Source organism: Pseudoflavonifractor capillosus, assembly GCF_016899775.1.
GTDB lineage: Bacteria > Bacillota > Clostridia > Oscillospirales > Oscillospiraceae > Lawsonibacter.
The window spans coordinates 67,030-87,772 of the sequence record NZ_JACJJE010000002.1 but is presented as its reverse complement, the minus strand read 5'-3'; the positions used below and the strand labels follow the sequence as shown (position 1 = coordinate 87,772).

Annotated in this window: 17 protein-coding genes and 2 tRNA genes; 14 read left to right on the top strand and 5 right to left on the bottom strand. The window is 61.4% G+C overall.

The annotated features are described in order from the left end of the window. Nucleotides 1-21 precede the first annotated feature (21 nt). From H6B31_RS01270 to H6B31_RS01245, 6 genes are read left to right on the top strand one after another with little or no spacing between them, the layout of a single operon-like run. A complete protein-coding gene (locus H6B31_RS01270; RefSeq protein ID WP_204896838.1) occupies nt 22-210 on the top strand; it encodes a hypothetical protein in 189 nt (62 codons plus the stop codon). Next, entirely contained in the window at nt 207-968 is a 762-nt protein-coding gene (locus H6B31_RS01265; protein WP_204896837.1) for a hypothetical protein, read from the top strand. The genes H6B31_RS01270 and H6B31_RS01265 overlap by 4 nt, the downstream gene beginning before the upstream one ends. Nucleotides 969-983: 15 nt before the next feature. After that, nucleotides 984-1,745, top strand: coding sequence for a permease prefix domain 1-containing protein (locus tag H6B31_RS01260; protein ID WP_204896836.1), 762 nt, complete (start codon nt 984-986; stop codon nt 1,743-1,745). Continuing rightward, nucleotides 1,742-2,470, top strand: coding sequence for a hypothetical protein (locus H6B31_RS01255; RefSeq protein WP_204896835.1), 729 nt, complete (start codon nt 1,742-1,744; stop codon nt 2,468-2,470). Before H6B31_RS01260 ends, H6B31_RS01255 begins: the two co-directional genes overlap by 4 nt. A 24-nt stretch (nt 2,471-2,494) precedes the next feature. Further along, nucleotides 2,495-3,304: a hypothetical protein gene (locus H6B31_RS01250; protein WP_204896834.1), complete on the top strand. Its 810-nt coding sequence runs from the start codon at nt 2,495-2,497 to the stop codon at nt 3,302-3,304. Continuing rightward, nucleotides 3,301-4,023 carry a hypothetical protein gene (locus tag H6B31_RS01245; protein WP_204896833.1) on the top strand — a complete coding sequence of 241 codons (723 nt, stop codon included), beginning with the start codon at nt 3,301-3,303 and terminating at the stop codon, nt 4,021-4,023. The genes H6B31_RS01250 and H6B31_RS01245 overlap by 4 nt, the downstream gene beginning before the upstream one ends. Nucleotides 4,024-4,067: 44 nt before the next feature. Here the strand turns inward: H6B31_RS01245 and ppk1 are convergent, their stop codons facing one another. Both ppk1 and H6B31_RS01235 read right to left on the bottom strand, forming a co-directional pair. Then, nucleotides 4,068-6,194 carry a polyphosphate kinase 1 gene (gene ppk1, locus H6B31_RS01240; protein WP_204896832.1) on the bottom strand — a complete coding sequence of 709 codons (2,127 nt, stop codon included), beginning with the start codon at nt 6,192-6,194 and terminating at the stop codon, nt 4,068-4,070. 19 nt (nt 6,195-6,213) lie between these two features. Next, nucleotides 6,214-7,146, bottom strand: a complete 933-nt coding sequence (locus tag H6B31_RS01235) for a Ppx/GppA phosphatase family protein (RefSeq protein WP_204896831.1) — start codon at nt 7,144-7,146, stop codon at nt 6,214-6,216. Nucleotides 7,147-7,487: 341 nt separating this feature from the next. On the opposite strand from H6B31_RS01235, the gene H6B31_RS01230 reads away from it, so the two are divergent. Together H6B31_RS01230 and H6B31_RS01225 are read left to right on the top strand one after the other, a co-directional pair. After that, nucleotides 7,488-9,494 (top strand): S-layer homology domain-containing protein, encoded by a 2,007-nt coding sequence (locus tag H6B31_RS01230; protein WP_204896830.1) that lies wholly within the window; start codon nt 7,488-7,490, stop codon nt 9,492-9,494. Between the two features lie 362 nt (nt 9,495-9,856). Beyond that, entirely contained in the window at nt 9,857-11,035 is a 1,179-nt protein-coding gene (locus H6B31_RS01225; protein WP_204896829.1) for a YibE/F family protein, read from the top strand. Nucleotides 11,036-11,302: 267 nt separating this feature from the next. Here the strand turns inward: H6B31_RS01225 and sstT are convergent, their stop codons facing one another. Together sstT and H6B31_RS01215 are read right to left on the bottom strand one after the other, a co-directional pair. Continuing rightward, nucleotides 11,303-12,520 (bottom strand): serine/threonine transporter SstT, encoded by a 1,218-nt coding sequence (gene sstT, locus H6B31_RS01220; RefSeq protein ID WP_204896828.1) that lies wholly within the window; start codon nt 12,518-12,520, stop codon nt 11,303-11,305. A gap of 138 nt (nt 12,521-12,658) precedes the next feature. Further along, complete coding sequence (locus tag H6B31_RS01215) at nt 12,659-13,099, bottom strand: SpoVA/SpoVAEb family sporulation membrane protein (RefSeq protein ID WP_204896827.1); 441 nt, start codon at nt 13,097-13,099, stop codon at nt 12,659-12,661. Nucleotides 13,100-13,245: 146 nt separating this feature from the next. On the opposite strand from H6B31_RS01215, the gene H6B31_RS01210 reads away from it, so the two are divergent. The 5 genes from H6B31_RS01210 (at nt 13,246) to H6B31_RS01190 (ending at nt 17,815) form a co-directional block, all read left to right on the top strand. After that, nucleotides 13,246-13,761: a DUF6512 family protein gene (locus tag H6B31_RS01210; protein ID WP_204896826.1), complete on the top strand. Its 516-nt coding sequence runs from the start codon at nt 13,246-13,248 to the stop codon at nt 13,759-13,761. Between the two features lie 72 nt (nt 13,762-13,833). Next, nucleotides 13,834-14,394: a 4'-phosphopantetheinyl transferase family protein gene (locus tag H6B31_RS01205; protein WP_204896825.1), complete on the top strand. Its 561-nt coding sequence runs from the start codon at nt 13,834-13,836 to the stop codon at nt 14,392-14,394. A gap of 419 nt (nt 14,395-14,813) precedes the next feature. Further along, the gene (gene leuS, locus H6B31_RS01200; protein ID WP_204896824.1) at nt 14,814-17,237 is read left to right on the top strand and encodes a leucine--tRNA ligase; all 2,424 of its coding nucleotides are present in this window, start codon (nt 14,814-14,816) and stop codon (nt 17,235-17,237) included. A 151-nt stretch (nt 17,238-17,388) separates the two neighbouring features. Beyond that, entirely contained in the window at nt 17,389-17,571 is a 183-nt protein-coding gene (rpsU, locus tag H6B31_RS01195; protein WP_008981822.1) for a 30S ribosomal protein S21, read from the top strand. A 168-nt stretch (nt 17,572-17,739) separates the two neighbouring features. Then, nucleotides 17,740-17,815, top strand: a tRNA-Ala gene (locus tag H6B31_RS01190). Nucleotides 17,816-18,662: 847 nt separating this feature from the next. Here the strand turns inward: H6B31_RS01190 and H6B31_RS01185 are convergent. Then, nucleotides 18,663-18,739: transfer RNA gene (locus H6B31_RS01185), tRNA-Pro, on the bottom strand. 350 nt (nt 18,740-19,089) lie between these two features. On the opposite strand from H6B31_RS01185, the gene H6B31_RS01180 reads away from it, so the two are divergent. Further along, complete coding sequence (locus H6B31_RS01180; RefSeq protein WP_204896823.1) at nt 19,090-20,235, top strand: aldo/keto reductase; 1,146 nt, start codon at nt 19,090-19,092, stop codon at nt 20,233-20,235. Nucleotides 20,236-20,743: the final 508 nt, after the last annotated feature.

Sequence of the window (20,743 nt, the reverse complement as noted above, 5' to 3'; positions counted from 1 at the left end):
TTTTCCCACGCGGATCTGGACATGGCTATCTATGTGGCCGAGAGCTACCGATATGTGCCCGCCACAACCTGGGAGCGCTCCGGCTTGGGCTGGACGGGGCGGTGCCGGGTGTGGAACGTGCCCCGGGAGGCCCAGTGGGTGCGTCTGATCCTGGACTTTGATGAGGAGCCCATCACCATTGTGCTGGAGCGGGAGGAGGGAGCACCGTGAGGAAAAAGAAGATCCTGTCCCGCCGGGGGCGTATCGGGCGCAACCTGCTGATTACTCTCCTGGCCGGCATCTTGATCTGGCTGCTCCAGGGTGCGCCGCCCCTTACGGCGGCGGGGACCCTGCGGCGGCTGGAGCGGGAGAGCTTCTTCACCCCCCACTCCCAGTTTCAGGGGGTGTTGGAGACGGCGTGGTGGGGGCCCTGGGCCCTGGGGCTCAACGACCGCTGGCTGGTGTTTGGGGATCTGGGCGGAGGAAACCAGTTTTACCTGTGGCCCAGGACCGGTCCGGACGACCCGGCGGTGGCCCCCCAGCCCATGTATACTCTGGAGATGCGGGAGGTGGCCTTTGCCGCGGCGGGCGCGCCGGAGGGAACAGCCTCCGCCCGGATGACCCTGGACGTCTCCTGCTGGTACACCAGTCCCTGGTTCACCTGCGCCCAGCGGGAGCGGGACTGGTTTGGAGAGACCCCCGCCTACTGGGAACACACCTACCAGATGGAGGGGGAGCCTCTGGGGGAGGGGGCCTTTGCCTTCCGGTTCCAGGTCTGGGACCCGGAGCTCCCCAGGAGCCTGCAGGATGAGAGCATCCGGGAGACCGCCCTGTTGGCGGCGGTGGACTGGAAGCTCTACCAGGGGTACTATCTGCCGCAGAGCATGCCAATCCGCTGTCACATCACTGTGGTCTTTTTTGACCAGGCCGGCGGGGAACTGGGCCGGACGGAGCTGGCGGCCAATGACGTGTCCGGCGGCAATCTGTAAGGAGGGGGAGATCGTATGGAGAGCGGCAAGCATCCCGTGGCCCAGTGGCTGGACAGGGCCACGGCGGGCATCCACTTCGGCCCCGACCGGAAAGAGGTACGGGCGGAGCTGGAAGCCCACCTGGAGGATAAGGCCCTGGACTTTCAGCGCATCTTCCCCGACCTGACCGAGGCGGAGGCCCGGGAGCGGGCGGTCTCAGAGATGGGCGATCCGATGGAGATTGGAAAGGAACTGGCCAAGGTGCACAGGCCCTGGCTGGGGTATATATGGCGGGTCAGTCAGGTGCTGCTGGGTCTGGTACTGCTGAGCTTTCTGGCAGAGGTGGGGACCTTGGCCCCCCATGCGGGTATCCGAAGTGATAGGGAAGCGGAGCCCGAATGGGTTGTGGAAGCAGCTTTTGCGGGACAGGAGCCGGTGCGGATCAACAACTATACCTTTTGGGTGGAGGAAGCGGCCCTGATCCAGGGGATGGGGGAGCTGCACATCACCTGGCGGGCGGCCAGCCCCCGCTTTTGGGAGATGCCAGACGGGGAGTTCAGCCAGGCGTGGACCGCGGTGGACGACCGGGGAACCGTCTATACCAGCATCTGGGACCGGACCTGGGATGGGGAACGTATACTCCCCTATGTCGGTTCCGTGCAATTTACAGGTGCTCTGGTGTGGAGTGGGGAACAGACCGTCTATGGCGTGCCCCAGGAGGCACAGTGGATTCAAATCAACATTGAGACGGGTGAAGGGACCATCCCCGTGGTGCTGGAGCGGGAGGAGACGCAATGAAAAAGAGAACGCTGAGCCGAAAGGAAAAGATCGCGCGCAATCTGCTGCTGACCCTGTGCTTCGGCTTTGTGGTCTGGGCCAGCCGGGGCGGGCCCATGCCCACGGCGGAGTTGACCTTCCGGCAGATGGAGCGGACCAGATTTCTCGCCCGAAGCGAAATTATGTGCACTTGGGAAACGCCCCTCTCCGTGGGGGAGCTGGGGACCTCTTCCGCCAGGACCGTCCTGGTGGGCCGGTATACCGATCAGATTGCCGTGGGCTGCCTCTTTCAGCCCAACAACCCCTTTGGCAATAGGCTGACCCTGTGGCCCCGGGAGGAGGGGATCACGCCGGTTCCTCTGTCCGCCCTTCTCCAGGGAGAGGACGGGACTCTGTTCCATGTGCTGCTGTTCCTGGAGGTCCCGGAGGAGGCGGCCGGAGCCCAGGCGACCATCACAGACCGGATCGAGAACGCAAAGGAGCCGGTGGAGACGATTCAGGGGGAGCGCTGGGCCGACGGGGTGTGGGCCTTCTGGTTTCCCATCGACTCCGCCCTCACCACCGACGGGGATCTGAAGTACGGTACCAAGGATCTGGAGGGCCTGCCCTATACCCTGGAGCTGTACCGGACGGACGGGGGTCCGCTTACGGAGCAGGAGGGGACCCTGCCGGAGAATTTCCAGCCGGGCGTCATCTATGACCCAGGACTGTATGATGTTCTGAATGATATTCTTCTGAACCAATAGATTGTTCGGAAAGGGGATGAGACCATGGAGCAGGATAACGGCCACCCCGTGGCCCAGTGGCTGGACAAGGCCACGGAGGGGATTCAATTCGGCCCCGACCGGAAAGCGGTCCGGGCGGAGCTGGACGCCCACCTGGACGACAAAATTCAGGATTTACAGCGCATCTTCCCGGACCTGTCCGCATGGGAGGCCACCCAGATGGCCCTGTCCGGCATGGGCGACCCGGAGGAGATTGGGAAGGAGCTGGCCAAAATTCACAAGCCCTGGCTGGGGTACCTGTGGCGGGCCAGCCAGGTTGCCCTGGGCATTGTGCTGGCTGTGGGGGTCTGCCAGTTTGGCGGGTGGCTCTGGACCCAGGTCACCGCCCCGAACGTTGGGGGCACCCAGGACAGCTGGGCGGTGGAGATCCCCTTCTCCGGCGGGACGGTCCAGGCGGGGCAGTACACCATTCAGGCGGAGGGGACCCTGTGCCTCCTGGAGCAGGGGGACGACCTGGGGACCCTGGAGGTGGCCTGGCGGGCGTCGAGCCCCCGGTTCTGGGAGAGCCCCTCCTATAACGAGTACTGGTCGGCCGAGGATGACCAGGGAAATATCTACATCAGCCGGGCTGAGGGGCGGATGAGCAACGTCCTCCGGGGGCTGGTGGTGGACCAGAATGGATACAACCAGCGCCGGAATGTCTCCGGGCCCAGCTGGAGGCGCTCCGGCCTGGGGTGGTGGGATGACGGCCAGGTGAGCAGCGTGCCCCGGGACGCCCAGTGGGTCTGCCTGGTGCTGGACATCGGGGAGGAGCCCATCACCATATTGCTGGAGCGGGAGGAGGATGGACCGTGAAGAGAGGAAAACTGGGCCGCCGGGGGCGGATTCTCCGCAACTTTCTGCTGGCCGGGGTGCTGGGCGCGGTGATCTGGACGTGCGCCGGCTGGCCCGTCCCCGCCCGGCGGGAGCTGCGCCGTCTGGAGCGGGAGGCCCTTCTGTCCCCCCACTCCCAATTTCAGGGGAGCGTTCAGGTGGGGCGGAGGGAGTGGCTGGTGGGGCTGACCCCGCGCTGGCTGGTGATGGGGCGGCAGAACGAGTTCTGCCTATGGCCCCGGGAGGGGGATGGGCCGGTGCTGGCCCCGGTGCCGGAGCAGGTTATTTCCACGGGGGGAATCCGTATCGTAGCGGCGGACGCGCCGGAGGGGACCACTTCCGCCCAGCTGACCCTGGAGATCTCCTACTGGTACGCTTCATTCGGGGGAAGCTCCTCCTACAGTTCCCAGCGGGAGGACATTCTGAGGAGCTGGCCGGAGAGTTCGACAGAGTACCGCGCCAGAACCGTCACCCTGGAGGGGGAAGCCCTGGAGGAGGGGGCCTTTCAATTTGTCCTGGGAGAGGAGAAAATGCAGGGCACTGGAGATTTTATCTGGAGTTATGTGGCGGACTGGGGCCTCTACCATGGATACCACTGGATTCCCCCCATCAACTGCCGTATGACCGCGGTCTTTTACGATGAATCCGGGCAGGAGCTGGACCGGGTGGAGCTCCAAAACGCCGAAGCCTGGGAGAGATAAAAACGGGCGGCTCCATCTGGAGCCGCCCGCTGTGGTGTTTGAGATTATTTTCCCCGGCCGAACAGCCGTTTCCAGAGGGACTCCTTGCCCTTCTTGGGCTTGGCGGGGCGCTCGGGGATGGACTGCTCCTCCTGGATGGCCTCCTCCTGGAAGACCTCCTGGCTGCAGCAAGGGGCGCTGCCCACCTTCCGGGCGTGCCACTCCCCGTCGGGGCCCAGCTGGCGGGCCTTCACGTTGTCGGAGGTGAGCACGTCGATGATGTGGAAGATTTTCTTCCGCACCTCCGGGGAGAGCACCGGGCAGGCCACCTCCACCCGCCGCTCAGTGTTCCGGGTCATAAAGTCGGCGGAGGAGATGTACAGGGCCGCATCCTCACCCCGGCCGAAGCGGTAGATGCGGGTGTGCTCCAGGTACCGGCCCACGATGGAGAACACGGTGATGCGGTCGGTGAGGCCGGCGATGCCCGGCAGCAGGCAGCAGATGCCCCGCACGTTCATCACCACCTCCACCCCCGCCTGGGAGGCCTGGGCCAGCTTGTCGATAAGCTTCCGGTCGGTGATGGAGTTGAGTTTCAGGAAGATATAGCCGTCTCTGCCCTTGGCGATCTCCCGGTCGATGTGCTCCATGCACTTGTCCCGCAGCTGATAGGGGGAGACCAGCAGCTGCTTGTAGTTCCCCTCCATGTTGGCGGTGGCCATGTTCCGGAACAGGGCGGCGGCGTCCTCGCCGATCTCCGGCCGGGCGGTCATCAGGCACAGGTCGGTGTACTGCTTGGCGGTCTTTTCGTTGTAGTTGCCGGTGCCCACCTGGGTGATATACTGGATCTTGCCCTTGTCCCGGCGGGTGATGAGGCACACCTTGGAGTGGACCTTGATGTTCTCCGCCCCGTACAGGATGGTGCAGCCCGCCTCTTCCATGCGCTCGGCCCACTGGATGTTGTTCTGCTCGTCAAAGCGGGCCCGCAGCTCCATGAGGGCGGTGACCTCCTTGCCGTTCTCGGCGGCGGCGCACAGGTACTCGGCCAGCTTGGCCTTGGAGGCCAGGCGGTAGATGGTGATTTTGATGGACAGCACGTCCGGGTCGGAGGAGGCCTCCCGCACCAGGTGCAGGAAGGGGTCCATGGACTGGAAGGGGTAAAACAGCAGCACGTCGTGGTGGAGCACCTGGGGCAGCACCTTCTCCTCCGGCCGGAGGAAGTTGCTGGCCTTGGGGGTGTAGGGGGGATAGCACAGGGCGGTCTTGCTCTCGGGGGGCAGCTGGCCCTCCAGGGAGAAGACGTACTTCATGCGCAGGGGGGATTTGGAGAAGAACACCTGCTCCCGGGAGAGGTTCAGCTGCCTGCACAGAAAGTCAATGGCCCGGTCGTCCCGGCCGCCCTGGAGCTCCAGACGCACCGGGGCCAGGCGGTTGCGCTTTTTCACGATCTTCCGCATGTGCTGGCGGAAATCCTCGTCCACCTCGTAGGTCTCATCCTCGGGGCTGATGTCCGCGTTCCGGGTCACCGAGGCCACCGCCTTCCCCTTCACGTCGAAGGCGGGGAACAGGCGCTTGGCGTACTCGGCGATCACGTCCTCGGTGAGAATGTACCGCAGCCCCCGCTCCCGGAGGGTGAAGTAGGGGGGCAGGCTCTGGGGCACGGGAATGAGTCCCAGGAACTGCTGGCCCTCGCTCTCCAGGCGCAGGACCACGTTCAGGGTCTTGTTGGACAGGTGGGGGAAGGGGTGGCGGGAATCCACCACCTGGGGGGAGAGGATGGGGCGCACCTCATCCTGGAACCAGTTCTCCACCTGCTTGCGCTCCTTGGTGTCCATCTCGTCCATGGACATGCGGCAGATGTTGCAGGCCCGCAGGCGGCTCTCCAGCTGCTCCACCACCTTGTCCCGCTGCTTGTACAGGGGAGTCACCGCCTTGAAGATGGCCTGGAGCTGCTGCTCCGGGGTCTGGCCGGTGCGGCTGTCGATGTGCTCCTCCTTCACCAGGGTCATGTCGTACAGGGAGCCCACCCGGATCATGAAGAACTCGTCCAGGTTGCTGGTGAAGATGGCGGCGAACTTGAGGCGCTCCATCAGGGGGACGCTCTCGTCCTTGGCCTCCTCCAGCACCCGCTCGTTGAAGCGCAGCCAGGACAGCTCCCGGTCCTGGGTATATCGGGTATCTACTTCTTTTGCCATAGCTTCTATTCCCTCTCTTTTATGTGGATGGCGTGATTTTGCTCTGGTCCTCCAGGGGCTCCCCCAGCACCCGGGCGAGGAGATAGCCCTCCCGCACGCCGCAGGCGCTGGCGGTGATGGTCTGGGCCCCATAGGCCTTGGCGATGGTGTCCAGGGCCAGAAGGCCGGGGATGATGGTGTGAATCCGGTCCGGGACGGTCTTCAGCAGCAGCCGCAGCTCGTCCCTGCCCGGCTTTTTCAGCCGCTGGAGCATCTCCTTCAGCTCGTCCCGGTCCAGGCTCCGGTCCCCCGCGGGGCGGTCGAACATGGCGTTGGCCACCTTGCAGGCGGCCCGGACGGTGCCGCCCACGCCGCAGATGTGCCGGGCGGGGGGATGCTGGGGGACGAACTGCTCCAGCTGCTCCTCCACGGCCCGGCGGATGGCCCGCCGCTCCTCCTTGGTGGGGTGGAGCTTGGAGACGTACTTGCTGAACAGGGACAAGGAGCCCACCGACAGGCTGCATGCGCTCTGGATGGCCCGGCTCCGGTAGGAGACCAGCTCAGTGGAGCCGCCGCCCAGGTCGGCCAGCAGTCCGGTGTACAGTCCGGCGTTCTGGATGGCCCCCCGGAAGGACAGCTCGGCCTCCTCCCGGCCGGTGAGCACGTCCACCCGCAGCCCGGTGGCCGCCATCACCGCCCCCACCGCCTCCTCCGTGTTGGAGATATTCCGCAGGGATGCGGTGGCGAACACCCGCAGGTCGGGCAGCTCCAGGTTGTCCATGAGGGAGCGGTAGCCCTGCAAAGTCTGACAGGCCACCTCGATCCCCTCGGGGGTGAGGGCCCCGTGGCGAACGTAGCCGGCCAGGCCGGCCATCACCTTTCGGTTCATCAGCAGGCGGATCTCCCCGCCCTCGCACTTGTAAATGGACAGGCGGACGGTGTTGGACCCCACGTCCGCGATTCCGTAGATCATAATGCTGTTCCCTCGCTTTAAACGCTCCGCCTGACGCGGGGATAGAGGCGCCGAACGTGAGCATAAGTAATTTTTAGTATACCACACCTTCGTAAAATTGGTGTATGTTTTTCGTAAAAAAGAGAAGATTTTTCCAGCCGGACACTTTAGGCTGGTTTTGTTAAGTCTAATTTAAATGTTTGAAAATCCTTGATTAAATGCCCTTGAAGCCGGTTTTTTCCGGTGCTATACTGTGGCGCGGAACGGAAAACGTCCCCAATTCGGACCGGATGTGCGCCGCCTGTACCGGCCTCGGACGGCCCCGTTGGAAACTCTAAGGAAGAAAGAGGGAGTCAAACAAAATGCGCAGATATCGAACTGTGTTGGCCTGCTCTCTGAGCGCGCTGGCCCTGGCGGGAGCCTGTATCCCCGCGCTGGCCACCCCGTACAACGACAGCAGCGTCACCGGCGGCTCCGAGGCCTGGAACCAGTGGGTCCAGGAGTGGGAGACGGTCGCCACGGATTACACCAAGGTGTCCCTGACCCCCGGCGAGGATGAGACTCAGCTGAACTTCGCCTGGTACAGCCAGAACAACGGCTCTGCCGCCACCCCGGTGGTCCATTTCGGCACCGATCCCAACAGCCTCACCGCCTTCACCGGCACCGCCGCCGCGGTGGACACCAGCCTGACCGACGGCGTGGCCTATGACTACAACCATGTGACGGTCACCGGCCTGCAGGAGAACACCACCTACTACTACACCGTGGAGAAGAACGGGGTCCAGACCGAGCCCGTGGAGTACACCACCGGAAGCTTCTCCTCTATCAAGATGCTCTATGTGGGCGACCCCCAGATCGGCGCCTCCAAGGGCCAGACTCAGGGCAGCGAGTCCCTGAACGCCGACTCCGGCGCCGCCAACACCGCCGCCCGGAACGACAGCTTCGGCTGGAACCGGACCCTGGAGATCGCGGCGCAGCAGAACCCCGACCTGAACTTCATCATCTCCGCCGGCGACCAGGTCAACAAGACCGGCCAGGCCAAGGAGGAGGAGTACGCGGGGTATCTGGACCCGGAGGTGCTGGCCTCTCTGCCTGTGGCCACCACCATCGGCAACCACGACTCTCTGAATCCCGACTACACCTACCACTTCAATAACCCCAACACCACCGATTACGGCACCACCCAGGCCGGCGGCGACTACTACTACTCCTACGGCCCGGGCCTGTTCATCGTACTGAACACCAACAACTACAACGCCGCCGAGCATGAGCAGGCCATCGCCGAGGCCGTGGCCGCCTACCCCGACGCCAAGTGGCGTGTGGTCACCATCCACCAGGACATCTATGGCTCCGGCCTGGACCACTCCGACACCGACGGCATGATCCTGCGCACCCAGCTCACCCCCATCTTCGATGAGTACGACATCGACGTGGTGCTCCAGGGCCATGATCACACCTACAGCCGCTCCAAGATCCTCTACGGGGACGGCCAGACCCACGGCGCCTACCAGTTCCAGCTGGATGAGACCGGCATGGACTATGACTGGGACCACGCCTATAACATCGCCACCGGCGAGCAGATCCCCCTGTACCCTGAGGACGGCGACACGGCGGGCCAGGCCCTTCAGTCCGCCTTCCAGCAGGACAACCTGTGCTACACCATCGAGGACGTGAGCGGCACCACCGTGGTCAATCCCCAGGGCACCCTGTACATGACCGCCAACTCCGCCTCCGGCTCCAAGTTCTACGAGCTGCTGGCCACCCAGCAGGACTACATCGCTGTCCGCAGCCAGAACTGGCTGCCCAGCTACTCGGTGATTGAGATGGACGACGACTCCTTCACCATCGACACCTATCAGATCACTGCCGACGGCCAGGTGGAGGCCATTGACCAGACCTTCACCATTGAGAAGCAGGAGAACGCCCCTGAAACTCCGGTGGAGGCCCAGCCCATGACCCGCGCTGACGCGGTGCAGGCCCTCTATGAGGACGCCGGCTCCCCCGCGGCCTCCGGCTCCTCCTTCACCGACGTGTCCGGCGACGCCGCCTACGCCCAGGCCGTGGCCTGGGCCGCACAGAACGGCATCGCGGCCGGCAATGGGGACGGTACCTTTGCCCCCAATGCCCCCGTCACCCGGGAGCAGCTGGCTGTAATGCTCAGCCGCTATGCCGCCCTTCAGGGCCGCGCCCTGTCTGCGGGCCAGGATGCCCTGAATGCCTGCTCCGACGCCGCGTCTGTCTCCGGCTGGGCCCAGAGCAGTGTGGCGCAGGTGCTCAACGGCGGGCTGCTCACTGCGGAGAATGGACGGTTTGCGCCCAAGGCGACTGCCATGACCGACGAGCTGGCCAACGCCCTCGCCCAGCTGTAATCAGCGGACGGGAATGGGGCGTTGAAGCCCCCTGATGTTACTTACGGGCGCACCCCGGCTGACGCCGGGGTGTGCCCCAGCTTGTTAAAAATCTCTGTTAAGACGAATTAGCCCAAGTTTTGGCGGGGGAGCTCGAGGGGGCAGCAGCCCGCCTCGAGTGGGATCAAATGCCCTGAATGCCTTGCTTGGCAAGGCGTTCAGCGAGCGCAGCGAGGACTTTTCCGCCGCTGAACGGCGGGAAAGTAATGGCATTTTTGCAGGCTGTCGGAAAAGTCCATGGACTTTTTCGACAGCCTGAGGCGCACCCCGGCCGACGCCGGGGTGTGCCCGCTTTCAGACTGTGAGGAAATGAGGAAATACGGATGCGCAATCTCAATCTGGACCCCAAGTATTTGTTGAAGCGGTGGGGTCCCCCCATTCTGCTGCTGCTGGCCTTTCTGGCCTTTGTCATCTGGATCAATCAGGTGGACAAGACACAGCTGGTATCCCGGGAGGGGCAGACCTTTGAAAAGGCGGTAGTCACCGAAATTATCCAGGACAACCTCATGCCGGACGGAAGCCGGGTGGGAGAACAGCGGATCATGGTCCGCATGCTCACCGGCCCCAAGGAGGGGGAGGAGCTGGAGACTACCAGCAGCTCCGGGTACCTGTTCGGTGCCGGATGCACCGTGGGTATGCACGTGGTGGTGATGCAGAGCATTGCCGGGGATACGGTGATCAACACCGTTTATACCCAGGACAGAGAGATGACCATTTATATCTTTGCCGCCCTCTATCTGGTGGTGCTCTGCCTTGTGGGCGGAAAGCAGGGGCTGAAGGGGGCCCTGGGATTGGTGTTTACCTTTTTGTGCATCCTGTTTGTATATCTGCCGCTGGTGTACCGGGGATACTCCCCCTTCTGGGTGGCAGTATTTGTGTGCATCATCACCACGCTGGTCACCATGTACCTCATCGGCGGGCCCACCAAAAAGACGGTGGTGGCCACGGGGGGGACCGTGGCCGGAGTGGTGATCGCCGGGTTTTCCGCTACAATTTTCAGCATCGCCTCCGGGATTTCCGGATGGAATGTGTCGGATATTGAGAGCCTGCTCACCCTCTGGAATGTGAGCGGGATTCAGGTGGGCGGCCTGCTTTTCTCCGGCCTGCTTATCTCCAGTCTGGGTGCTGTGATGGACGTGGCCATGTCCATCGGCAGCTCGATTGGAGAGATTCATGCCCAGAACCCCACGATCTCCCGAAAGGAGCTGTTTAAGGCGGGGATGCACGTGGGCCGGGATATGATGGGCACCGACAGTAACACCCTGATTCTGGCCTTTGCCGGCGGCAGTGTGAGCATGCTGGTGCTGGACTACGCCTATGACCTGCCCTATCAGCAGATCATCAACTCCAACAATATCGGCATCGCCATCATGCAGGGGCTGTCCGGCAGCTTCGGCATTGTGCTGGCGGTTCCGGTGACCGTCCTGCTGGCGGTGCTGCTCTACACCCATGAGCCGGCCCCGGCCTCGGGGGAGCCGCTCTCCCAGTCGTCTGAAAACTGAATAGGCAGAGAAAACTCCCGCTCCGGAGCCGTCCGGAGCGGGAGTCAAACTGTCAAAAACCTTATACTTTAAGGGTTCAAAGGGAAAGATAGTGTGAAAGAAAACCGTCAGGGTTGTCTTTCACGTGCAATCACCTCACTTTCCAGAACGGTTTATCGTTCTGGAAAGTGCTGTCAGCTTGTTGAAAAGACTTTTTCGACAAGCTGAACTCCCGCTCCGGAGCCATCCGGAGCGGGAGTTTTTCAAATTGCGGGGCGGAGGGTGCGGTCAAACTTTCCGCTGTGCCCGGGGGCGCTGAGACAGCTCCGCCACAGCGGTGTAGAGCACGTCGGTGGAGGAGTTGATGGCGGTCTCGCAGGAGTCCTGAACGACGCCCACGATGAAGCCCACGCCCACCACCTGCATGGCCACGTCGTTGGAGATGCCGAACAGGCTGCAGGCCAGGGGAACCAGCAGCAGGGAACCGCCGGCCACGCCGGAGGCGCCGCAGGCGCTGATGGCGGACAGCACACACAGCACCACCGCGGTGGGGAAGTCCACCGGGATGCCGAGGGTATGGGCCGCGGCGAGCGACAAAATGGAGATTGTAATGGAGGCACCGCCCATATTGATGGTGGAGCCCAGGGGGATGGACACGGCGTAGGTGTCCTCGTCCAGGCCCAGCTCCTCGCACAGCTTCAGGTTAACAGGGATATTGGCGGCGGAGCTGCGGGTGAAGAAGGCGGTCAGGCCGCTGCGCCACAGGCATTTGAGCACCAGGGGATAGGGGTTGCGGTGCAGGAAGATGAAGGCGATAAGCGGATTGACCACCAGGGCCACAAACACCATGGTACCCACCAGCAGCAGGAGAAGCTGTCCATAGCTGGCCAGAGAGTCGATTCCCAGCTGGGAAATGGAGTTGAACACCAGGCCGAGAACACCGAAGGGGGCGCAGCCGATGATCCAGCGCACCACCTGAGAGACTGCGTCCGCCAGCTCTCCCAGGGCCCGCTTGGTGCCGTCTCCGGCTTTCCGCAGGGCGATGCCCAGCAAAACCGCCCAGGCCAGAATACCGATGTAATTGGCGTTTACCAGGGCATCTACCGGATTGGACACCAGGTTCATCAGCAGGGTGTTCAGCACCTCGCCGATGCCGCCGGGGGAGGCGGTCTGGCTCTGCGCCTCCGTGAGCTTCAGAGTGACCGGGAATAAAAAGCTGGTGATTACCGCCACGCAACCGTCAATAAAGGTGCCCAGCAGATAGAGGAGAATGACCCGGGACATGTTGGTCTTCTGTCCCTCCCGGTGGCGGGAGAGGGCGGTCATTACCAAAAACAGCACCAGCAGAGGGGCCACCGCCTTCAGGGCACCCACGAACAAATCGCCCAGCAGTCCGATGGGAGCAGCCTGGGGAACCGCCAGCCCCAGCACGACGCCAATAATCAGACCGCCCAGGATTCGGAGCACCAGACTGCTCTCATTCCACTTTTTTAACAGATTTTTCATGGTTTTCCATCCATTCCTTCCCTTTTTCGAGTGGGAATTTTAGTATACCACGATTTGGCCCGGGCCGCCTACCCTGCATTTTGGAGAACAACTGTCTTTTTAGGAGGGACAATTCAGGCAGGAACGACAAATTTCCCCTTATCCGCCTAGGAAATACAGCAGGAGACCATAGAGGATGCTGGCGCTGATGCCGTACACCAGCACCGGCCCGGCCACCACAAAGAGCTTGGCCGCCGTGCCGGTGATGAACCCCTCGCTTTTGAACTCCAGGGCGGGGGACACCATAGCGTTGGCAAAGCCGGTGATGGGCACCAGGGTGCCCGCCCCCGCCCGCTTGGCCAGCTTGTCAAACCACCCCAGGCCGGTGAGCACCGCCGCGGCGAAAATCAGCGTCACCGACACAGCGGTCCCCGCCTGATCCCGGTCCAGTCCCAGGCTCTGGTACCAATTCAGCAGGGCCTGCCCCAGTACGCAGATGGCCCCGCCCACCCCGAAGGCCCATGCCACATCTCGCCACAGGGGGGAGGGTTTTACGCGGGCCTGGACCAGACGGCTGTACTCCTGATTGCTGATCTCCATTGTGAGACACCCCTTCTATATGAAAGTGCGGACTTCGGACAGTCCGGGCGCATGTTAGCCTGCCCGGCGGGCAGAAAACTATGCGCCGGGAGGTATGGACCGGCCCTTTTCCGCATACAGTGACACCAGAAAGAGGTGGTATGGGAATGGTATACGGGAAAAAACAGATCGGACTCGCCTTTTTGCTCACCGCTCTGGCCGGATGTCTGCTCCATGGGCTGTATGCTCTCTGGCCTAACGCATTTACAGCTCTGGTGTCTCCCATCTGGGAGAGCCTCTGGGAGCACTTGAAAATTTTGGTCTGGCCCTATCTGGCAGCCGCCCTGGTTCTCACCTGGAACCGCCCTACGGGGATTCGGCCCTGGCTGCTCAGTCTGCTGCTCATGTGCGCCGGGATGCTGGGGGCGGGGTACCTGTACCACATCGTTCTGGGGAGCGAGTCCTTCTGGCCGGACCTGGTGCTGTATCTGCTCCTCCTGCTGTTTGGCTTCTGGTTTCCCCGGCGGTTCTCCGGCCCCTTTGAGGGGGTGAGATGGAAGCTGCCCCTGGCGGGGGTGCTGGTCCTCCTGCTGCTGATGGTCCTGTTTACCCTGTCGTCCCCGGACCATCTGCTGTTTGTGGATCTATCCGGGGCGGACACCTGGAGCCAGCTGCCCTGCTGACCTCTTTTCTTTCCCCCGCGCCTCTGGTATACTGACTATACTAACGGGTGACAGCGGGAGGGAGGAGCAGCCATGGTACTGTATGGGGCGGAGCATCTGACGGAGCGCGCGCAGGCCTATGACCTGCTGAGGCGGGCGGCCCGCCTCCACTGGGGCTGGGACCGGCTGCCGGAGCTGGCCAGGGAAGAGCGGGGAAAGCCTTACTTTCCCGGAGCTCCTCAGTACCACTTCAATCTCTCCCACAGCGGGCCCTTTGCCCTGTGCGCCCTGTCGGACCGTCCGGTGGGGGTGGACATCCAGGTGGTCCGCCCCGACTGGTCCCCAAAGCTGGTGGACCGCAGCTGCACGCCGGAGGAGCGGGACTGGCTGGCGGCGCTGGGGGACCGGCCGGAGGATTTCGCCGCCCTTTGGGCCTGCAAGGAGAGTATGGGGAAGGAGAGCGGCTATGGGCTGCCCTATCCCCCCTACCGGCTGTCGGTCCCGCTGCCCGGAGACGGGGGACCGCTCCGCCCGGGGGAGGCGTATCTCCTGGAGGGGCGGCGGCTCCGGGTCTACGCCGGCCGGGGCTGGCGGGGGGCGGTGTGCGCCTGGGAGGAGCCGCCGGAGGAGATTCGGTGGCTGTCGCTGCCCTGAGCATTGCAAATCGGGCCCTCTCAGATTGTCAAAAAACCTCTGTAGCAATGAATCCGCTCAAGTTGGGGCGGAGGAGCTCGAGGGGGCAGCCGCCCGCCTCGAATGGGATCGAATGCCCCGGAAGGCTTGCTGTACAAGCCTTCCGGCAAGCGAAGTACGGACTTTTGTGCCGCTGTGCGGCGCAAAAGTAACGGCATTTTTGCAGGCTGTTAGAAAAGTCTTTGGACTTTTCTGACAGCCTGGAGGGCCTGCCGAGCCAAGGGGCGGGCCCTCTGTTTTTGCGCCTCAAAGCGGCGGCAAAACTCCCCCTTTTGCGCCGGAACCTCTTGCAATCCGGCCCGTATCCGGGTATAATATTACGGATTATAAGAGGTATCCCCGCTCTGTGCGGAAAGAACGACCAGAAAGTGTGATGGATTTTGAAGTACGATTTTACCGCCATCGAACAGAAATGGCAGAACAAGTGGCGGGAGGAGAAGACCTTCGCCTGCCGCACCGGTGACACGGACAAGAAGAAATTCTACGCCCTGGTGGAGTTCCCCTATCCCTCCGGCCAGGGCCTCCATGTGGGACACGCCCGGCCCTACACCGCCATGGACGTGGTGGCCCGGAAGCGCCGCATGGACGGGTACAATGTGCTCTTCCCCATCGGCTTTGACGCCTTCGGCCTGCCCACCGAGAACTACGCCATCAAGAACCACATCCACCCCGCTAAGGTGACCCACGACAACATCGCCAACTTCACCAAGCAGCTACACATGCTGGGCTACTCCTTTGACTGGGACCGGGTGGTGGACACCACCGACCCCAAGTATTACAAGTGGACCCAGTGGATCTTCCTGCAGCTGTACAAGCACGGCCTGGCCTATAAGACCACCATGCCCGTGAACTGGTGCACCTCCTGCAAGTGCGTGCTGGCCAACGAGGAGGTTGTGGAGGGCGTGTGCGAGCGCTGCGGCTCCCCCGTCATCCGCAAGGAGAAGTCCCAGTGGATGCTGAAGATTACCGAGTACGCCCAGCGCCTCATCGACGACCTGGACGACCTGGACTTCATCGAGCGGGTGAAGATCCAGCAGAAGAACTGGATCGGCCGCTCCACCGGCGCCGAGGTCACCTTCAAGGCCACCACCGGCGACGACATCGTGGTGTACACCACCCGGCCGGACACCCTGTTCGGCGCCACCTATATGGTCCTCTCCCCGGAGCACGAGCTCATCCGTAAGTGGATGCCCCTGCTGAAGAACGCGGACGCCGTCCAGGCTTATCAGCAGGAGGCCGCCTCCAAGTCCGACCTGGAGCGCACCGAGCTGAACAAGGAGAAGACCGGCGTGTGCCTGGACGGCGTGAAGGGCGTCAATCCGGTGAACGGCAAGGAGATCCCCATTTTCATCTCCGACTACGTGCTGGCTACCTACGGCACCGGCGCCATCATGGCCGTGCCCGCCCACGACGACCGCGACTGGGAGTTTGCCAAGAAGTTCGGCTGTGAGATCATCGAGGTGGTCTCCGGCGGCGAGGACGTGCAGAAGGCCGCCTTCACCGCCAAGGACGAGACCGGCATCCTGGTCAATTCCGACTTCCTCAACGGCATGACCGTGAAGGAGGCCATCCCCGCCATCACCAAGTGGCTGGAGGAGAAGGGCATCGGACACGCCAAGGTGAACTACAAGCTGCGTGACTGGGTGTTCTCCCGTCAGCGCTACTGGGGCGAGCCCATCCCCATGGTGTACTGTGAGAAGTGCGGCTGGCAGCCCCTGCCCGAGGACCAGCTGCCCCTGCTCCTGCCTGAGGTGGAGAGCTATGAGCCCACCGACGACGGCGAGTCCCCCCTGAGCAAGATGACCGACTGGGTGAACACCACCTGCCCCTGCTGCGGCGGCCCCGCCAAGCGGGAGACCGACACTATGCCCCAGTGGGCGGGCTCCAGCTGGTACTTCCTGCGGTATATGGACCCCCACAACGACAAGGCCCTGGCCAGCAAGGAGGCCCTGGAGTACTGGTCCCCGGTGGACTGGTACAACGGCGGCATGGAGCACACCACCCTCCACCTGCTGTACAGCCGGTTCTGGCACAAGTTCCTGTACGACATCGGTGTGGTGCCCACCAAGGAGCCCTATCAGAAGCGCACCAGCCACGGCATGATCCTGGGCGAGGGCGGCGAGAAGATGTCCAAGTCCCGGGGCAACGTGGTCAACCCCAACGACGTGATCGAGGCCTACGGCGCGGACACCATGCGCACCTATATCATGTTCATCGGCGACTTCGAGAAGGCCGCCGCCTGGTCGGACAACGCGGTGAAGGGCTGCAAGCGCTTCCTGGACCGGGTCTGGAATCTGGCCACTGAGCAGGAGCACACCGGGGATGAGTACTCCCAGGTGAACGAGGTGGCCGTCCACCGGGCCATCAAGAAGGTGTCCGAGGACATCGAGGCCATGAAGTTCAACACCGCCATCGCCACTTTGATGGCCCTGGTGAACGACTTCTACGCCAACGGCGCCAGCCGGGGCGACATGAAGGCTCTGCTGCTGATGCTCTCCCCCTTCGCCCCCCACATGTGTGAGGAGCTGTGGGAGATGGCGGGCTACGGCGGACAGGTGTCTCAGCAGTCCTGGCCCGTCTATGACGAGAGCAAGACCGTCACCGCCACCACCCAGATGGCCGTCCAGGTCAGCGGTAAGGTGAAGGCCAACATCGTGGTGCCCACCGACGCCTCCGACGAGGAGATTGTGGCCGCCGCCCTGGCCGAGCCCAAGATCGTCAAGCTGTCCGAGGACAAGGAACTGGTGAAGTCTGTCGTCGTCAAGGGCCGTCTGGTCAGCCTGATTTTCAAGCCCAAGGCCTGAGCGCGGCAGCTCGTTACAAAAAATTCAAATTTCCACCGGAAAGAAGAACTTGACATTTGACGGAAAGTCAAATATAATGGTTCTGTTAAAGCCATACACATGGCCCTTTCGCGGAAGGGGATGCCCCACCGCGCCGGAGGGAGGGAAATATATGTCGGAAGTCCGTGTAAGAGAGAACGAGTCTTTGGAGAGCGCTCTGAAGCGCTTTAAGCGCAGCTGCGCCAAGTCTGGTGTGCTGGCCGAGGTCCGTAAGCGTGAGCACTACGAGAGCCCCAGCGTCAAGCGCCGCAAGAAGTCCGAGGCTGCCCGCAAGAACCGTAAAAAGTACTATTAAGCGACGAAAACCGCTGCGGCATTGTGCCGCAGCGGTTTTTCTATGAGGGAGATGGAAGAGTTAAAATAGTGCAGAAATTTTTTGAATTTTTGCTTGACAAAACAATGAGATTCTGGTAACATATTACCTGCGCTGGACAACAGAAGGTTGTGCGCAGACAATTCAGATGGGGGTATAGCTCAGCTGGGAGAGCGCTTGAATGGCATTCAAGAGGTCAGCGGTTCGATCCCGCTTATCTCCACCAAAACAAAAAGGACATCCTTTTGGATGTCCTTTTTGTTTTCGCGTTCAGCGAAAAAGTTCCGTAGTCCTGTGAAGCGACTGGACGGTGTCTTTACGATGATATTATGTATGAGCTTGATATGTTGCTTTACGAGGGGTATAATCAGTTACAATAAATGATCTGAGCCGGTGATACTCATATGATCCAAAAAAATGACTGGAGATTGAGAAATCAAGGATGTTATTTGAAAGGAAAAACTCTATTTCATCGAAACTGGAGGACACGATCCCTAAAATGGGATCATGATCACTGTGAATTTTGCTGGGGAAAATTTTCTGATGCAGATGGAGACAGGCATGAGGGATATACAACAGAGGACAACTACCATTGGATTTGCCATGCGTGTTTTAGAGATTTTGAGGCAATGTTTGATTGGGATGTAGTTGAGGACATGGAATCATAATTTGGAGATATTTGTGGAATTTTGGTGTGTTGCGTATTGAAGCGCATCTCAAAGGCCCGGTTACGGGGATGTGTAACCGATGGGGTTGGGGGCTCGGAGGAACAGCGAGCTGGAGTATAATCAGTGGAGGAATACTGCTGGGAGACAGATCTCAACGTACAAGGCGGGAACATATATAACGGTGCTCCCGCCTTGCTGATTATAAATCCGAACACATTACCCACTTGGGGGCATTTAGTTCAAGCTTCTGTCGTTTAGAAGGGATGGTTAAAGTCAATATTTTGAAACGCGAGTCATAAAATGGACATACAGAGACAAAACCACCTTACCGGTCCGCAGGGCGGTTGACATTTGGGAGCTGAAAGCAAAAACAAAAGGCAACTGCTTTTGCAGTTGCCTTTTGTTTGGTCCGAGTGCTGAGATTCGAACTCAGGGCCTCTTGAACCCCATTCAAGCGCGATACCAAACTTCGCCACACCCGGATTTTCTTGCCGCAGGTGTTTCACCCGAACGGCTTATATAGATTACCATAGTTTGCTCCAAAAAGCAAGTCTTTTTTTGAGTTTTTTGATGGGCTTTTGCGACAAAAAAGTCTGTGTAAATCAGTGTTTCTTATACAACTTTACGATGGAGAGTGGGGGCGTGCCCAGAGCACATCCGGTGTGAAGCCAATTCCCACCCTGTCTGGAATGTGGGGCTTGACCATCCTGTGGATGGTGGTGGTATAATGTAGCTGACATGATTCGGAATGGGCGGGGGCAATGCGTGGGCGGCCGCAGGTGAAGCGAGCACCCCCCTGCCGTGCAGTTCCATCAAAAGGGAGGAGAACGCTGTGCGATACAGAGAACTGGGGAAGACGGGGCTGAAAGTCAGTGAAATCGGCCTTGGAGCGGAGTGGCTGGAGCGCCATAATGCGGAGGAGGTAAAAGCGGTCATTGACTGCTGTGAGGCGCAGGGAATCAACATTCTGGACTGCTGGATGGCGGAGCCCAATGTGCGGTCGAATATTGGCGCTGCCATCGCCGGGAAGCGGGAGCGGTGGATCATCCAGGGGCACTTCGGCTCCACCTGGCAGGACGGGCAGTACGTCCGCACCCGGGACATGGAGAAGGTCAAGCCGGCCTTTGAGGACCTGCTGTCTCGTCTGGGGACGGATTATCTTGACTTGGGTATGATACACTTTGTGGATGAGGAGGCGGAATTTCACCGGATTATGGACGGAGCGTTTTTTGCCTATGTAAAGGAGCAGAAGGCCAAAGGTGTGATCCGCCATATCGGTCTGAGCACGCACAACCCCAAGGTGGGAGTTCTGGCGGCCCAAAGCGGGGAGATCGAGATGCTCCTGTTCAGCATCAATCCGGCGTTTGATCTGCTCCCGGCCAGCGAGGACATCAATACCTATTTTGCGCCCGACTATGAGGAGCACCTGGGAGGAATCCACCCGGACCGGGCGCGGCTCTATCAGGTATGTGAGCAGCAGGGAATTGGAATCACGGTGATGAAGGGGTATGCGGGCGGCCGCCTGTTCTCCGCCGAGACCTCGCCGTTCGGAGTGGCGCTGACCCCTGTGCAGTGCATTCACTATGCCCTGACCCGGCCCGCCGTGGCCAGTGTGCTGGCCGGGTATGATACGCCTGAGCATGTGCTGGCAGCGGTCGCGTATGAAGACGCCTCCGAGGAGGAAAAGGACTATGCCAGCACGCTGGCGGGCGCCCCGCGCCACGCTTACTCCGGCCAATGCACCTACTGCGGCCATTGCGCGCCTTGCCCCAAGGGCATTGATATCGCAATGGTGAACAAGCTGTATGACCTTGCGGCTATGCAGGACCGGACTCCGAACTCCATTCGGGCGCACTACCAGGCGCTCCAGGCAAAGGCGGAGGACTGCATTGCCTGCGGGAGCTGTGAAAAGAGATGCCCCTTTGGCGTCCCGGTCATCCAGCGGATGGAACAGATCAAACAGCTCCATTTGGTTTGAGCAGCCGCCCGTATTGAGCTGGCAGATGGGGGAGAAGCGCAGCAGGGAAGGAATGGTCCAAGCCAATTTGATGTAGCGTGAGCCATAAAATAGACACGCAGGGACAGGATTTCCAAACCGGCCTGCAGGGCCGGCGGTGCGGGTGCGGCGTACGAGCGTTTTGCCGCAGGCAAAACCTCGGCGGAAGGGCGGCTTTGCCGCCCTGAGCATTTCAATCCCGAAGGGAGGAGGCCGCCTTCGGCGGCCGGAACCCAAAAAGAAAGACACGACGTGAGTCGTGTCTTTCTTTTTGGCAAGTCTGGATATTTCAAATTTTGGACGGACCATCTTAAATCTTGTCCACCGGCCTTCTGGCCGGCGGCGCGGGTGCGCCGTACAAGCGTTTTCGCCTCTGGCGAAAACCTTGGCGCAGGGCGAATTCACTTCGCCCGAGCATTCAAATACAAAAGGGAGGAGGCCGCCTTCGGCGGCCGGAACCCAAAAAGAAAGACACGCTGAAAGCGTGTCT

Coding starts and splice junctions, on each gene's coding strand:
- H6B31_RS01270 (WP_204896838.1), top strand. CDS start 22: ATGGCTATCTATGTGGCCGAGAGCTACCGATATGTGCCCGCCACAACC.
- H6B31_RS01260 (WP_204896836.1), top strand. CDS start 984: ATGGAGAGCGGCAAGCATCCCGTGGCCCAGTGGCTGGACAGGGCCACG.
- H6B31_RS01255 (WP_204896835.1), top strand. CDS start 1,742: ATGAAAAAGAGAACGCTGAGCCGAAAGGAAAAGATCGCGCGCAATCTG.
- H6B31_RS01250 (WP_204896834.1), top strand. CDS start 2,495: ATGGAGCAGGATAACGGCCACCCCGTGGCCCAGTGGCTGGACAAGGCC.
- ppk1 (WP_204896832.1), bottom strand. CDS start 6,194: ATGGCAAAAGAAGTAGATACCCGATATACCCAGGACCGGGAGCTGTCC.
- H6B31_RS01235 (WP_204896831.1), bottom strand. CDS start 7,146: ATGATCTACGGAATCGCGGACGTGGGGTCCAACACCGTCCGCCTGTCC.
- H6B31_RS01230 (WP_204896830.1), top strand. CDS start 7,488: ATGCGCAGATATCGAACTGTGTTGGCCTGCTCTCTGAGCGCGCTGGCC.
- H6B31_RS01225 (WP_204896829.1), top strand. CDS start 9,857: ATGCGCAATCTCAATCTGGACCCCAAGTATTTGTTGAAGCGGTGGGGT.
- sstT (WP_204896828.1), bottom strand. CDS start 12,520: ATGAAAAATCTGTTAAAAAAGTGGAATGAGAGCAGTCTGGTGCTCCGA.
- H6B31_RS01215 (WP_204896827.1), bottom strand. CDS start 13,099: ATGGAGATCAGCAATCAGGAGTACAGCCGTCTGGTCCAGGCCCGCGTA.
- H6B31_RS01210 (WP_204896826.1), top strand. CDS start 13,246: ATGGTATACGGGAAAAAACAGATCGGACTCGCCTTTTTGCTCACCGCT.
- H6B31_RS01205 (WP_204896825.1), top strand. CDS start 13,834: ATGGTACTGTATGGGGCGGAGCATCTGACGGAGCGCGCGCAGGCCTAT.
- rpsU (WP_008981822.1), top strand. CDS start 17,389: ATGTCGGAAGTCCGTGTAAGAGAGAACGAGTCTTTGGAGAGCGCTCTG.